The sequence below is a fragment of the Aeromonas sp. 102P genome (genome assembly GCF_051920345.1).
Taxonomy (GTDB): domain Bacteria; phylum Pseudomonadota; class Gammaproteobacteria; order Enterobacterales; family Aeromonadaceae; genus Aeromonas; species Aeromonas veronii.
In genome coordinates this window covers 1,803,326-1,816,628 of the sequence record NZ_JBQBCZ010000001.1, presented here as the reverse complement: position 1 = coordinate 1,816,628, position 13,303 = coordinate 1,803,326, and the positions used below count along the sequence as shown (strand labels likewise).

Sequence of the window (13,303 nt, the reverse complement as noted above, 5' to 3'; positions counted from 1 at the left end):
GCTCACATTAATTGGTTTTTATTCAAGTAGATACCAAACAGGGTGGTCTGCTCGGCGGTTCGCCGCCATTCTATCACACCCTCGTGCCGACCCACGGTCTCCTTGACCAGGAACAGACCCACTCCGTGATCGCCGCTCTGGCGACTCACCCCGTAATCGAACAGGTGATCGGCCAGCTCCTCATCGACCCCCTCGCCGCTATCCTCCACCTCGATCACAAGTCGCCGCCCCACATCGCACAGGGACAGCAGCACCCGGGGCGGCCGCTGCTGGCGATTGCGCCAGGCCGCCTGCAGACCGTTGTCCAGCAGGTTGCCAATGAGGGTAATGAGATCGGCCGAGACCGAGGCCGGATACTCCGCCAGCGCCGAATCGGGATCGAGCTCCAGGGTCACCCCCAGCTCGCGGGCCCGGCTGAACTTGCCGAGAATAAGCCCCGCCACCGGCTTGTTGTCGATCAGCCGCAGCAGCTCCTGCAGCATGGTCTGGCACGCTTCGTTCTCCTGCTGGATCAGCTCCACCGCCTGATCCACATGGCCCAGCTGCAACAGGCCGGAGAGGCTGCTCAGCTTGTTGGCGAACTCGTGGCTCTGCATCCGCAGCATCTCGGCATACTGGCGCAGGTGGGTCACCTGCACCCCCAGACTGGCGGCCACCTCCGGACGGCTGAAGATCAGCAGCCGCCCCGGCGCCTTGCCCTGCACCGCCTGCCAGCGGCCGACGAAGGACTCCCCCTGAATGGTGAAGCTCACTTCCCCCCCTCCTGCTCCAGACAGGGGGCAAGGGGCGGCACCAGCTCCGCCAGCGACTGTCCCTGCAGGGCGTGGCGCCCGGTAACCGGCAGCCGCAGCTGATAGCTGGCGGTGCTGTTGATCATATTGATATTGCCGCGGCCATCGAGGGCGATCACCCCTTCGGTGATGTGCTCCAGCACCAGATCCTGCAGGGTGAAGCGGCGCACGATCGCCTCCGGCTCCAGATCGAGCAGGGTCTTGCGCAGCAGGTATTGTACCCAGAGTGCCAGCAGCAGGCCGCACCCCAGCACCGCTACTATGGCGCAGATGAGCAGGGCCACCCGCTCCATATAGATGCCCTCCACCTGCTGCATCAGGTAGCCCACCACCACGGCCCCCATGACGCGCCCATCCCCGCCCACCACCGGGGAGAAGCAGCGGATCGCCGGCCCCATGGTACCCCGATCCTTGGAGCAATAGCTGCGCCGCTCCTGCAGCGCGGGCCAGATATCCTCGCCGCGAAACTTCTGTCCCACCAGCTCGGGGTTGGGGTGGCTGAGGCGGCGACCATGCTCATCGGTCACCACCATATATGTTGCGTCGGTGCGGTTGCAGACCGCCTCCACGTAGTCGCGCAGGGTAGGATCACTCCCCTGACGCAGAGCTTCGACCACCCGGGTATCCGCCGCCATGACCCGTGCCAGATCGCTTCCCTTATCCTGCAGATTGCTCTCCAACAGATGACGGATAAAGAGGGCCAGCAGGCTGCCCAGAATGAGGATCAGCAGCAGGGAGAGCCCGAGAGAAAGGGTGACCAACTGGTGGCGAAGTTTCATGCACATACCTTAAAACGTCAGGACGCAGCCCAATAGTGCGGATGCCACCAGGTCTGGTCAATCAAAGGTGCCGGATCGCCGACAAAATCGGCCAATCCTTCCTCGCGGGCACTGAGCGCCACCGCTCTGGCCACGGCGCGGGCCACCTCTCCCACCTGCTCGATGGGGGGCAACAGCCGGCCCGCCACCAGCGGATAGGCGCCGACTGCCCGCACCGCGGCCAGCAACATGCCATCGCTGATGCGGCGCGCCTTGACCGCGCAGGCTCCGAGACCGATCCCCGGGAAGACATAGACGTTGTTGCACTGAGAGACCACCCGCCGCTCACCCGCCACAGTCACCGGCGCAAAGGGGCTGCCGGTGGCAAGCAGAGCGCGGCCATCTGTGGCGGCCCACACCTGCTCGGGGGTGGCCTCGGCGCTGCGGGTCGGGTTGGAGAGTGGCAGGATCACCGGCTGCGCGCACACCTCCCCCATCGCCTGCAACACCTCGCCAGTAAAGAGGCCGCCCTGACCGCTCACACCAATCAAGACCGCCGGGCGCACCTGGCGGATGGTCTCCAGCAGCGAACTGCGCCCCTCCTCCACGGCACGGGCAAATGGCTGTTGGGCGTGGGTCAAATTGGGACGATCGCTGCAGACCACTCCGTCCTGATCAAACAGCCAGACGCCGTCGTGACTCCCCGCCAGCTGGGCCAGCATGGCGGCGATGCCGCAACCGGCAGAACCCGCGCCGACGATCAGCACCGGGGCATCGCACAGGGCGGTCCCCGCCTGTTGCAACCCGGCCAGCACGCAGGCAGAAGCCACTGCCGCCGTGCCCTGAATATCGTCGTTGAACATGCAGAGTTCGTCGCGATAGCGGGCCAGCAGATTGGCGGCATGCTTGCCGGCAAAGTCTTCAAACTGCAGCACCACCTGCGGCCAGCGCTTGCGAATGGCGGCTACCACCTTGTCCATGAAGTGGTAATAGCTCTCGCCGTCAATGCGCGGGGATTGCCAGCCGAGGTAGGAGTCATCCTCCAGCAGCTCGGGGTTGTTGGTGCCTACATCGACACAGAGCGGCAGGGTGCGCGCCGGATTGATGCCGCCAGCAGCGGAGTAGAGCGCCAGCTTGCCGATACAGATCCCCATGCCGCCGATACCGAGATCGCCAAGCCCCAGCACTCGCTCGCCGTCGGAGATGACGATCACGTCCACCTCCTGCTCCACTGACTCGAGGATGTCATCGAGATCGTCCCTGTCATGCCAGGAGAGATAGAGCCCGTGGCTGCGCAAATAGAGATCGCTGTGGCGCTGACACGCCTCCCCCACCACCGGGGTGTAGATGATCGGCAGCAGCTCCGGCAGGTGGTGGCGTACCAGATCGTAGAAGAGCACCGGGTTGTCCTCCTGCAGCTGGCGCAGCAGCAGATGCTGGTCAAACGGACTCTGCATGGCGCTGACCAACCGGTAGATCCGGCGCCGCTGCTGGGAGAGGGACTCCTCCTTGTGGGGAATACGCCCCCGCACGCCCTGACGCTTGCGCTCGGCATAGGGCAGGCTGGTGCCCATCATGATGTCGTTCATCTTGTTTGTTCCTTAATCCGGTATCAGGCGAACAGGGAGATAAGGGCGGTGGCCAGGATCAGCATCACGGCGCCGCCAAGACGGGAGGAGATCTGGGCAAAGGGCATCAGCTTCATCCGCTGGGCCGCCGAGAGCACGGCTACATCGCCGGTGCCGCCCATGTTGGCCATGCAAAGCCCGCCGGTGATGGCCGCCTCGATGGGATAGAAACCGATCATCCGACCCACCAGCGCCGCGCCGAGGGCGCCACCGATTACGGTGACCATGACCAGCACGAAGTAGCTGATGGAGAAGGCGCTGATCAGTTCAGGAATACTGGTGTAGGCGACACCGATCCCCACCAGCAGGGAGGGGGTGAGGTTGCTCACCACAAACTGATACCAGTCGGCCGCCGCCTGTTCATAACGGCGCGGCAGCAGGCCGCTCACCTTGATAAAGGCTACCGCCAAAATCATCAGGGCGAAGGGGTGCATGGGGATAAAGTTGCCAAGCAGGGAACCCAGCACAAACATGCTGGAGCTGATAAAGAGCCCCATACCCAGACTCTGCAAGGTCGGCGCTTCGGCCTGCTCATCGGCAATGCTCTGGCTACTCTCTTTAACCATCAGCTTGCCGTTGCCAGTCAGGGAGGGGTAACGGCGACCGAGCCGCGCCAGCAGGGAGCCCACCAGAATGGCCAGGGTATTGGCGATCACCACCGCTGGCACCATCCGTGACAACAGATCGGCACTGGACATCTGCATCGGGCCGGAGAGGATCTCTACCAACGGCACCGCGCCAGCCCCCATGCCGCCGCCCATGATGGGCAGGCCGATCAGCAGCACCGCATTCTTAAAGCCATACCCCATCAGGGAGCCGACCAGCCCCACGCTCAGCAGTGCTAGTGCGACGCCGCCAAGAATGACCGGCAGGTAGCGCATGGCGGCATTTTTCAGCAAAGCGCCGCTCATACCGAACACCGAACCGGTCACCAGACTGGCGATAAAGAAGTTGAGAAAGCCCCCCTCCTTCATGAAGTTGGTGATGACCTGCCCCGCCTGCACCGGCAGCAGCTGATATTCGAACAGGGCGGCGCCGCCGAAGATGGCGAGGATGGTGCCGCCCCCCAGGTATTCACGGATCGGCATGATCCGCTCACCCAGCTCGGTCAGCAGGGTGCCCAGCACAAACATCAGTGCCAGTGCACCGACCATGCCCAGCGGCAACGAGCCATTCCAGCCGGAAAAGAGAACGCAGGTCGCCAGCCCCAGAAATATAAAGAGCGGCATACCGGCAATTTGTTGGCCGCCCATAAAGGCGGCCTTTTCTTGTGTGGTTTGTAGGGGTGAGAGGTTTTTCATTGTTATGTACTCTGCGTGTGATTGTGGCCGCTACTTTATTGATCCCCCTCTCCCCTGTCGGTTAGCCAGATTGCAAAGCCATATAAAAACATTAAAAACTTAAACATCATGGTGCCGCCAGCGTGCGCTGCACAATAGAACACCAGACATACAATACCCGACCAAGTCAGGAAATAGGGCGATCAAACGAGCGAGCCCAATGGCGGATATTTGGGTGATCAGCAGTAATAACGATGCGATGATCTCCCCCCCTTAGGGGAAATAACAGGGCCAGAGGACCAGCTCTGCAACCATTTATCGCCACAGCTCCTGTGAGTGATAATCAGCGGGCAATCTCATCGCCATAACGCGAGTGCTACGGCGTGCCACATCAGGGTTTGAGTCGGCGTGCAGGAAGCACGCACGATGAAAAATGGTGAGAAGAAAGATGCAAAAATGGGAGATTGAAATAGTGATGAGTCAAGCCAGCGAATACCAGAGCACTGGCTTGAACTCACAAGGATCACACACGGTCAGGTCTATTCTGCCAACAGCAATGGAATATTGGCGGGGTCAAAATCATGACTGATATCGGTACTTCTGATAGCGCCTTCCCGATTCACGCCATGGTGTGACTCTGCACCATATTCTCCATCACTCAACAGCGTTTCAATTGCCAGATACACACATCCACTGTCATATCCATCCACAACCCGTTTCCCCCTTGTTTTATAACCCCATCAATATTAGCGGATAAAAAAAGAGCTGCTCGCTGAAGCTGAAAATTTCATGAAAATAACCACCGGATATCCTCCATTCACGGCGCAATATCCGAATCGGCAAGAGAGCCTCGAGTGGATCAGCCCCGAGAATAATATCAGGGGCTCGAATGCTGCTCGCCCTCACCAACGAAAGATCCGACCAGAAACATGATCCGCATCACACTATTTACTTAGCCTGCTAAACAAGTATGATACTTAGCAGGCTAAGTAGATTGAGGATGAGAAGATGACGGATCTGGAAAGGTTGCGCGAGCTGTCGCTCGCCGAGCAGATAGCGCGGATGCACCGGCTATGGCGTACTGCCGCCGACCTGGAGCTGGCCCCCCTTGGCCTCACCCATCCCCGCTGGACTGCGCTCTGGAAACTCTCCCGCATGGGGAACCATGTCAGCCAGAAGACCCTGGCCGAAGCCCTCGAAATAGAACTGCCATCCCTGATGCGCACCCTGGGCCAGCTGGAAGAGCAGGGACTGATTGAGCGCCACTGCTGCAGTCAGGACAAGCGGGCCCGCATCGTCTGCGTGACCCCGGCTGGCAAGACTCTGCTCGATCAGATCGCCGACCGCATCATGAATATCCGCCGGGAGCTGCTGGGGGGCATCGACGAGCAGACCCTGCAACTGTTTGAAGCCACGGTGCAGCGGATCTCGGCCAACGCCCTCAGCAAAATTGAACAACATCACGACCGACAAGCCGGAGGCGATACAAGCCCTCCCGAGACCGACACAGAGAGAGAATAAAATGACCCCGGATCAACAATTTACCCGCTGGATCAAATGGTCCATGGCTGGCTTTGCCACCTTGTTTGCCTATTTTCTGATAGCCGACCTGCTGATGCCCCTCACCCCTCAGGCGATGGCGACCCGGGTAGTCACCAAGCTGGCCCCCCAGGTGAGCGGCAAGGTGATCGAGGTCGCTGTTCACAACAACCAGCAGGTCAAGAAGGGGGATCTGCTGTTCAGGCTGGATCCGGCCCCTTTTGAACTGGCAGTGGAGCAGGCCCGCCTTGCGCTGGCGCAGGCAGAGCAGCAGAACAGTGAACTGGATGCCGCCCTGACCGCCGCCGTTGCCGAGATCAACGCCAAGGAGACCCTGGCCAGCCAGAAGTGGCGCGAGGCTGAGCGGATCGATGCGCTGTACCAACGTCACATGGTTTCGCTGCAACAAAAAGATGAAGCTGACAGCGCCCTGCGAAGCGCCCAGGCCAACCTGCGCGCCAGTCAGGCCAAACTGGCCCAGATCAAGGCCAGTCGTGGCGTGACCGGTGAGGATAATCTGTTGCTGCGCCAGGCCCACAACAAGCTGGCGCAAGCGCAGCTGGCCCTCTCTTACAGCCAGGTCCACGCGGATCAGGATGGCACCATCACCAACCTGCAGCTCAAGCCGGGCAGTATCGCCAGCGCCGGCAGCCCGCTGCTGGCACTGGTGTCGGAACAGGTGGACGTCATTGCCGATTTTCGGGAGAAGAGCCTGCGCCATGTTGGCGAGCAAACCCGCGCACTGGTGGCCTTCGATGGCGAGCCGGGTCAGCTCTATCCTGCCCGGGTAAGCAGTCTGGATGCAGGAGTGAGTGCCGGTCAGTTTGATGCCAACGGTCGACTGGCCGCACCGGTGGAGTCTGATCGCTGGGTACGGGATGCCCAGCGGATGCGGCTGCACCTCGAGCTGGACCAGCTCCCCGATCATCTGCCAGCCGGGGCGCGGGCCACGGTGCAACTGCTGCCGGACAATGCCCTGACCGCCATGCTGGCACGGGGCCAGATCCACCTGCTCAGCCTGCTCCATTATGTCTACTAACCACGCCACTCACCCGTCGGCCAATACCGCCCCAGCCCACCCCGCCGGTGGTGCTGCCACCCACCTCTGGTATCGGCCCCTCACCGGCAACGAGCTGCGCCAGTGCCTGCGCATCGCCTTTGGCTGCACCACGGGCTTTCTGCTCTGCAAGCTGTTTGGCTGGAATTACGGGGTCTTCTATACGGTCACGCCAGTGCTGCTGCTGGGGATGGTGCCGGTGATGAATGGCCATGCCGCACGCCAGCTGATCGCGGCTGCGGTGGTCTGTGGGGTGGAGGTCGGGCTGCTGGGGGGACTGTTTGGCAGCCATCCGGCGCTGATGACCCCTATCGCCTTCATGCTGTTTCTCTACCGTTTCGCCGCCATGTCGCGGGGCAGCCTGTTTCTGTTCGGGGCCAACGGGGTGCTGAGCCTCAGCATCATGCTGCACTTTGCCAGCTATCCGCAGACCGACCTCAACGACCTGATCCTCAACAATATCTGGGCGAGCGTGCTGTCGGTGCTGATCGCTTACCTGATGACCATGCTGATCCCGGATGTGGAGGCCAGACCCAAGCCCGCCTCAGCCCCCAAGGCGCCGCACCGGATGCGCCATGAAGCCCTGCTGGGTGCCACAGTGGCCACCCTGTCATTTCTGGTATTTCAGGTGTTTGACCTGCGCGACTCCATGTCTGCCCAGGCCACAACCCTGCTGGTGTTGTTCCCCATGCACTGGAACGGTGCGCTGAGTTATGCCCGCAAACGGGCGATGGGCACCTTGCTGGGGGTCACCTTCGGCCTGCTCGGCCAGTTGCTGCTCTATGACTGGTCAGGGCAACTGCTGCTGGTCGCCCCGCTGCTGTGGCTCGGTGCCATGCTGTTCAGCCATGCCCATGTCAAGGAGGCAGGCGGCTCCGGGGTCGGCTTTGGCGCCCTCACCACCCTCGGCATCCTGTTTGGCCAGTACCTCACTCCGGGCAACGATCTGGTGTTCAGCGCCCTCTACCGGGTCAGCAGCATACTGTTTGCCATCGTGGTCACCCTGCTGGCCTGCTACCTCGTCCATCGGCTGCTCAATCGCTTCGAGGCGACCCGCTTCGGTTATTGATTTCCTGTTGTAAGCACTGTTGTCAGCCCATGGATGAGCTCTCTTTCGCCCCGTCGCCTGCCGGGGCGTTTTTTCTCTCGCTCGTTGACTTCCCTCACCAATACTCCTGCCACTACAAGTCAGCGCAGAAGTGTGGCTATGCTTGTAAGGCTGCTGTCGATGAGGTGTACCTATGGTCGCGTTGTTAAAAAAATGGCTGGTTTGTCTGATGCTGTTGGCTACCAGCCCGCTCGGGGCCACCCCGCTTGTCATTGGTGCCGAAGATGACTGGGCCCCCTACTGCGAGCGCGACAAGGACAATGAGGATGACCAGCCCCGCGGACTGGCGCCTGAGCTGGTCAAGGCGGTGTTCGCCGCCGAAGGGATCGAGATTGTCTTTCGCACCCTCCCCTTCGCCCGCTGCATGCACGATGCGAAAAGCGGCAAACTTGCGGGGTGCTTCAACGCTACCATCACCGAAGAGAACCGCTACCAGTACCACTGGCACGATACCCCCATGTTCGAGGAGGATCTTGCCATCTTCGCCCTTGCCAGCGACCCGCAACGGGATCTCAAGCTCACCTCGCTGGAGGGCAAGCGGGTGGGCATCACTCTCGGCTACACCTACCCCACCGATTTTATGGAGAACCCCAGGATCACCCGCTTTCAGGCCAAATCCGATGCCCAGACCCTCGAGATGCTGGTACGTGGCCGAGTCGACTACATCCTGATGAACGGCATGCCGGGCTACCTCAAGATCCAGCAGAAGCAGCTGACCGGCAAGGTGGTCAAGGTTGGCAAGCTCTCCACCGATGGCTTCTGGCTCGCCTTCTCCCGCCGCCACCCGCAAGGAGAAGCGCTGGCCAAACAGTTCGAGCAGGGGCTGCAGAAGATCAAAAACAACGGCATCTATGAGACGCTGATCCGCCAGTTTGAAACCAGACTTGGCCTCTACTGATGGCGATACCTTCCTGATTGCACCCTCTCATACTCGCGCGGTATGCCGGACAGCCAGCGACGCACCGAATGGCCGTGCGGATTGCACAATAACGGCAACCTGTTAGGCTCACGCCCGTATGACACCAATGGAGCTGTAATCATGAATAAGGTACATATGATGGCTGCTGGTGCGTTGGCCCTCGGCCTGCTCGCCGGCTGCAATCAGGGCAATACCCTCTCAGTCACTGGTGGCGAACCGGTCAGTTATCAGTGCGAGCAGGGCAAGAAGGTGCAGGTGCGCTACTTCTCTCTCTCCGACGAAAGCCTTAGCTTTATCAAGCTGTCACTGCCGGACGGCAAGGATTACACCCTGCCTCAGGCCGTCTCGGCCTCCGGCGCCCGCTATACGGACGAACATGAGGCCGTCTGGTGGAACAAGGGGGATGAGGGCTTTGTCGAGCTGCGGGATCAGGATGGCGAGTGGCAGACCGCCTACAACGACTGCAAACAGCAATAAACGTGACCCCGGCCTGGCCGGGGTCTCTCTTTCTTTGGCATCAGAGTGGTAGGGGATCAATTGATCTCGATTTCGAAGCGGTTGGTCACCTCGACCGGTATGGCATCCGGGTTGCCCTCTGCCGGGCTGTAGCGGATCCGCGAGAGGGTCGCCAGCGCGCTCTGTTCCAGCTCGCCGGGGGGCTCGGCCGCCACCACTTCCGGCTTGACCGGCGTGCCGCTGGCGTCGATTTGATAGCGCACTTCCACATACCCCTTGACCGGTTTGGCCGGCAGGGCGGGCTCGTCATTGCCAAGCCATGACCACTGCTTCTCCTGAACCCAGTAGCTGGACAACTGCTCGAGAGGGATAGCGATCGGAGCGCGCTCGTGCGCTACCTCCTGACGAGATGAGCACCCCAGCAACAGTGTCACTGCCAGACCTGACCATACTGCGACTTTCCACTTCATGTAACGCTCCTTGTTCTCTGCCGGTGCTTGTTGCCGGACTGCAGGGCGCTCAACGCGGCCCGCTTGGTCAGTCACCCATCCTAACGAAAAAGTATTCGTATGAACATTAACAAAAGGGCCAACCCCGAGAGGTTGGCCCTTTTATCGTCAATAAGCTCACTAACCATACGCTGGCATCAGCCGCGCTTGTCGCTCACCACCAACCAGAGCGCATGGACCATGCCCGGCAGACCGCCCATCAGGGTCAGCACTATGTTGATTAAAAAGTGCAGGCTAAAGCCCACCTGGATAAACGCGCACACAGGGGGCAGGAAAATGGCCAGCAGGATCTTGAGCAGATTGTTCATCTCGGCTCTCCTTTTCAAAAATGTCGTCAGGATTGGAATGGGCTAACCATAAACATCCCGGACTTCAACTGCAAACCAGACAGGGAATTCGCTCACCCGCATCACGCCAGGCGTTGAGGTCGTGGATCTGCTGATTGCTGCTGCCACGCAAGAGCAGGCCCGGGTCTGCCAACTCCTTTTCATACTTGCCATCCACCAGCACATCCAGCAAGGCCACCAGCTCGCGCTGGGCCTCTGACAGCTCGCCGAGCCGGTAGCCGGTCCAGCACCAGATATCCTTGCCCGGACACTCGGCGCGTACCCGTTTCACCAGCGCCAGCACGTGGGGCACGTTGGCCGGGTGGAGCGGATCGCCGCCGGAGAGCGACAGACCTCGCCGTTTGATGCGGCTGTCGTTGAGATCCGCAATGATGCGATCGCTCATCGCCTCACCGAATGGCTGGCCGCCATCAAGCCGCCAGGTGCTCTGGTTGTAGCAACCCGGGCACTGATGCTCGCAGCCCGAGACAAACAGGGTGGCACGGGTGCCGGGGCCGTTGATCACATCGACCGGGTAGTATTGGTGGTAGTGCATCATCTCTCTCTATTACGGCCCCCTCATCCCCGCCCCTTCTCCCGCGAGGGGAGAAGGAAGCAAAGCAGCGCAAACTGTACATCGGCCGGTTCCCTCTCCCCTTGGGAGAGGGCTAGGGTGAGGGCTTGGCTTACATATGTTTGACGCGGCGCTTCACCTCTTCCTGCTTGCCCGCATTGAAGGGGCGCGCATCCGGGCTGCCGAGGTAGCCGCAGACACGGCGGGTCACCGACACCTTGGCCGGGTCATGGTTACCGCAGCGCGGGCAGGTAAAGCCCTTGGAGGTGCACTCGAATTCGCCGGTAAAGCCGCAGTCGTAGCACTCGTCGATGGGGGTGTTGGTACCGTAGTAAGGCACCTTGTCATAGCTGTAATCCCAGACGTTTTCGAGTGCTTCCAGATTGTGCTGGATGTTGGGGTACTCGCCGTAGCAGATGAAGCCACCGCTGGCGATGGGCGGATAGGGTGCCTCGAAGTCCAGCTTGTCGTACGGGTTGACCTGCTTCTCCACATCGAGGTGGAAGCTGTTGGTGTAGTAACCCTTGTCGGTCACGCCGGATACCACGCCAAACTCCTTGGCGTCGATGCGGCAGAAACGGGTGCAGAGGTTCTCGCTCGGGGTGGAGTAGAGGCTGAAGCCGTAGCCAGTCTCCTCTTTCCACTCGTCAATGGCTGCCCTGAGACGGGCGATAATGGCGATCGCCTTCTGTTGCAGCTCGGCGCTGTCAAACAGGTGCACCTTGTCACCAAACAGGGCGTTGATAGTCTCGTGAACCCCGATATAACCGAGGGAAATGGAGGCACGACCGTTCTTGAAGATCTCGCTGACGTTGTCGTCCGCCTTGAGGCGCACGCCGCAAGCCCCTTCCATATAGAGGATCGGAGCAACCCGTGCTTTCACCCCGTCCAGACGGGTGATGCGGTACATCAGCGCCTTCTTGGCAACCCGCAGGGAGGCATCGAGACGATCCCAGAAGTCCGCTTCGTCACGGGATTTCAGGGCAATGCGCGGCAGGTTGAGGCTCACCACCCCCAGGTTGTTGCGACCTTCGTGGATCAGCTCGCCATTCTCCTCGTAGGCACCGAGGAAGGAGCGGCAACCCATGGGAGTCTTGAAGGAGCCGGTCACTTTCACGACCTGGTCGTAGTTGAGGATGTCCGGATACATCCGCTTGGAGGCACACTCCAGCGCCAGCTGCTTGATGTCGTAGTTGGGATCGCCCTGCTTGTGGTTGAGGCCATCCTTGATGGCGAACACCAGTTTCGGGAACACAGCGGTCTTCTTGTTCTTGCCAAGACCAGCGATACGGTTGCTGAGGATGGCGCGCTGGATCATCCGCGACTCCCATCTGTCCCCCAAGCCAAAGCCGAAGGTGACGAACGGCGTCTGACCGTTGGCGGTGTGCAGGGTGTTGACCTCGTACTCCAGTGACTGGAAGGCGTCGTAGCACTCTTTCTCGGTGCGAGCCATGGCGTAGGCTTCCACATCGGCAATGCCCCACTCTTCGGCCACTTCACGGTGTTTCTGCCAGCTGATGGTCACATAGGGGGCCAGCACTTCGTCGATGCGGTTGATGGTGGTGCCGCCATAGATGTGGCTCGCCACCTGGGCGATGATCTGGGCGGTCACCGCCGTGGCGGTGCTGATGGATTTCGGGGTATCGATCTCCGCATTGCCCATCTTGAAGCCGTGGGTCAGCATCCCTTTCAGATCGATCAACATGCAGTTGAACATCGGGAAGAAAGGCGAGTAGTCGAGATCGTGGAAGTGCAGATCACCGCTCTCATGAGCCTGAACCACATCACGGGGCAGCATGTGGCTGGTGGCATAGTGCTTGGCGACGATACCGGCCAGCAGGTCGCGCTGGGTCGGGATCACCTTGGAGTCTTTGTTGGCATTCTCGTTGAGCAGGGCGGCGTTGGTCTGCTCGACCAGACCGCGGATCTCCTGCGCCAGACGGCCGCGCGCCTCGCGGGCCTGATCCCTGTCGTGGCGATATTCGATATAGGCACGGGCGATGGCCTTGTCGTCGGAAGCCATCAGGTGGTTTTCGACCCGGTTCTGGATCTCGTGGATATCAACTTCACCACGCCCTTCCAGCTCCTGACTCACCGCATTGGCAATGCGGGAGGCCAGTGCCGGATTGGCCTGATTGACCGCTTCCGCCGCTCGGCTGACCGCCTCTGCAATCAGCTGGGCATTGAATGGTGCGCGACATCCGTCACGTTTGATCACAACCGGTTTCATGGATTTTCCCCGTTAAAAGGCCAGGCATTTGCCTCTGGCTCACCCTTGTTGGGCCCCCCTCCCGGCATCTCGTCCTGGACGCAAATAAATTCAGCCGAGGCTTGACAAGCCTGGGCTGAAGATAGGAA

At 60.7% G+C, this 13,303-nt stretch carries 12 protein-coding genes and 1 pseudogene; 5 read left to right on the top strand and 8 right to left on the bottom strand.

The window, feature by feature from the left end:
* Positions 1–2 precede the first annotated feature (2 nt).
* The 4 genes and pseudogenes from ACTG1K_RS08740 to ACTG1K_RS08725 form a co-directional block, all read right to left on the bottom strand.
* Positions 3–1,570, bottom strand: a pseudogene (locus ACTG1K_RS08740) (ATP-binding protein).
* Positions 1,571–1,587: 17 nt separating this feature from the next.
* Positions 1,588–3,138 (bottom strand): NAD-dependent malic enzyme, encoded by a 1,551-nt coding sequence (locus ACTG1K_RS08735; protein WP_425854179.1) that lies wholly within the window; start codon positions 3,136–3,138, stop codon positions 1,588–1,590.
* 23 nt (positions 3,139–3,161) lie between these two features.
* Positions 3,162–4,478 (bottom strand): 2-hydroxycarboxylate transporter family protein, encoded by a 1,317-nt coding sequence (locus ACTG1K_RS08730; protein ID WP_194496511.1) that lies wholly within the window; start codon positions 4,476–4,478, stop codon positions 3,162–3,164.
* A gap of 518 nt (positions 4,479–4,996) precedes the next feature.
* The gene (locus ACTG1K_RS08725) at positions 4,997–5,167 is read right to left on the bottom strand and encodes a hypothetical protein (protein ID WP_088869905.1); all 171 of its coding nucleotides are present in this window, start codon (positions 5,165–5,167) and stop codon (positions 4,997–4,999) included.
* 298 nt (positions 5,168–5,465) lie between these two features.
* On the opposite strand from ACTG1K_RS08725, the gene ACTG1K_RS08720 reads away from it, so the two are divergent.
* The 5 genes from ACTG1K_RS08720 to ACTG1K_RS08700 all read left to right on the top strand — a co-directional run bounded on the left by ACTG1K_RS08720 (position 5,466) and on the right by ACTG1K_RS08700 (position 9,557).
* Positions 5,466–5,978, top strand: a complete 513-nt coding sequence (locus tag ACTG1K_RS08720; protein ID WP_440005105.1) for a MarR family transcriptional regulator — start codon at positions 5,466–5,468, stop codon at positions 5,976–5,978.
* Position 5,979: 1 nt separating this feature from the next.
* Positions 5,980–7,035 carry an HlyD family secretion protein gene (locus ACTG1K_RS08715; protein ID WP_376888632.1) on the top strand — a complete coding sequence of 352 codons (1,056 nt, stop codon included), beginning with the start codon at positions 5,980–5,982 and terminating at the stop codon, positions 7,033–7,035.
* Positions 7,025–8,122 (top strand): DUF2955 domain-containing protein, encoded by a 1,098-nt coding sequence (locus ACTG1K_RS08710; RefSeq protein WP_219927575.1) that lies wholly within the window; start codon positions 7,025–7,027, stop codon positions 8,120–8,122. The genes ACTG1K_RS08715 and ACTG1K_RS08710 overlap by 11 nt, the downstream gene beginning before the upstream one ends.
* 172 nt (positions 8,123–8,294) lie before the next feature.
* Positions 8,295–9,059 carry a substrate-binding periplasmic protein gene (locus tag ACTG1K_RS08705; RefSeq protein WP_440005104.1) on the top strand — a complete coding sequence of 255 codons (765 nt, stop codon included), beginning with the start codon at positions 8,295–8,297 and terminating at the stop codon, positions 9,057–9,059.
* A 141-nt stretch (positions 9,060–9,200) separates the two neighbouring features.
* Positions 9,201–9,557: an MliC family protein gene (locus tag ACTG1K_RS08700; RefSeq protein ID WP_139464163.1), complete on the top strand. Its 357-nt coding sequence runs from the start codon at positions 9,201–9,203 to the stop codon at positions 9,555–9,557.
* 56 nt (positions 9,558–9,613) lie between these two features.
* Here the strand turns inward: ACTG1K_RS08700 and ACTG1K_RS08695 are convergent, their stop codons facing one another.
* The 4 genes from ACTG1K_RS08695 to nrdD form a co-directional block, all read right to left on the bottom strand.
* Positions 9,614–10,006 (bottom strand): TonB family protein, encoded by a 393-nt coding sequence (locus ACTG1K_RS08695; RefSeq protein WP_005358848.1) that lies wholly within the window; start codon positions 10,004–10,006, stop codon positions 9,614–9,616.
* Positions 10,007–10,182: 176 nt separating this feature from the next.
* A complete protein-coding gene (locus tag ACTG1K_RS08690; protein ID WP_005338440.1) occupies positions 10,183–10,353 on the bottom strand; it encodes a YqaE/Pmp3 family membrane protein in 171 nt (56 codons plus the stop codon).
* A gap of 64 nt (positions 10,354–10,417) precedes the next feature.
* Complete coding sequence (gene nrdG, locus ACTG1K_RS08685) at positions 10,418–10,927, bottom strand: anaerobic ribonucleoside-triphosphate reductase-activating protein (RefSeq protein ID WP_425854322.1); 510 nt, start codon at positions 10,925–10,927, stop codon at positions 10,418–10,420.
* A gap of 130 nt (positions 10,928–11,057) precedes the next feature.
* Entirely contained in the window at positions 11,058–13,175 is a 2,118-nt protein-coding gene (nrdD, locus tag ACTG1K_RS08680; protein ID WP_440005103.1) for an anaerobic ribonucleoside-triphosphate reductase, read from the bottom strand.
* Positions 13,176–13,303 lie beyond the last annotated feature (128 nt).

Coding starts and splice junctions, on each gene's coding strand:
- ACTG1K_RS08735 (WP_425854179.1), bottom strand. CDS start 3,138: ATGAACGACATCATGATGGGCACCAGCCTGCCCTATGCCGAGCGCAAG.
- ACTG1K_RS08730 (WP_194496511.1), bottom strand. CDS start 4,478: ATGAAAAACCTCTCACCCCTACAAACCACACAAGAAAAGGCCGCCTTT.
- ACTG1K_RS08720 (WP_440005105.1), top strand. CDS start 5,466: ATGACGGATCTGGAAAGGTTGCGCGAGCTGTCGCTCGCCGAGCAGATA.
- ACTG1K_RS08715 (WP_376888632.1), top strand. CDS start 5,980: ATGACCCCGGATCAACAATTTACCCGCTGGATCAAATGGTCCATGGCT.
- ACTG1K_RS08710 (WP_219927575.1), top strand. CDS start 7,025: ATGTCTACTAACCACGCCACTCACCCGTCGGCCAATACCGCCCCAGCC.
- ACTG1K_RS08705 (WP_440005104.1), top strand. CDS start 8,295: ATGGTCGCGTTGTTAAAAAAATGGCTGGTTTGTCTGATGCTGTTGGCT.
- ACTG1K_RS08700 (WP_139464163.1), top strand. CDS start 9,201: ATGAATAAGGTACATATGATGGCTGCTGGTGCGTTGGCCCTCGGCCTG.
- ACTG1K_RS08695 (WP_005358848.1), bottom strand. CDS start 10,006: ATGAAGTGGAAAGTCGCAGTATGGTCAGGTCTGGCAGTGACACTGTTG.
- ACTG1K_RS08690 (WP_005338440.1), bottom strand. CDS start 10,353: ATGAACAATCTGCTCAAGATCCTGCTGGCCATTTTCCTGCCCCCTGTG.
- nrdG (WP_425854322.1), bottom strand. CDS start 10,927: ATGCACTACCACCAATACTACCCGGTCGATGTGATCAACGGCCCCGGC.
- nrdD (WP_440005103.1), bottom strand. CDS start 13,175: ATGAAACCGGTTGTGATCAAACGTGACGGATGTCGCGCACCATTCAAT.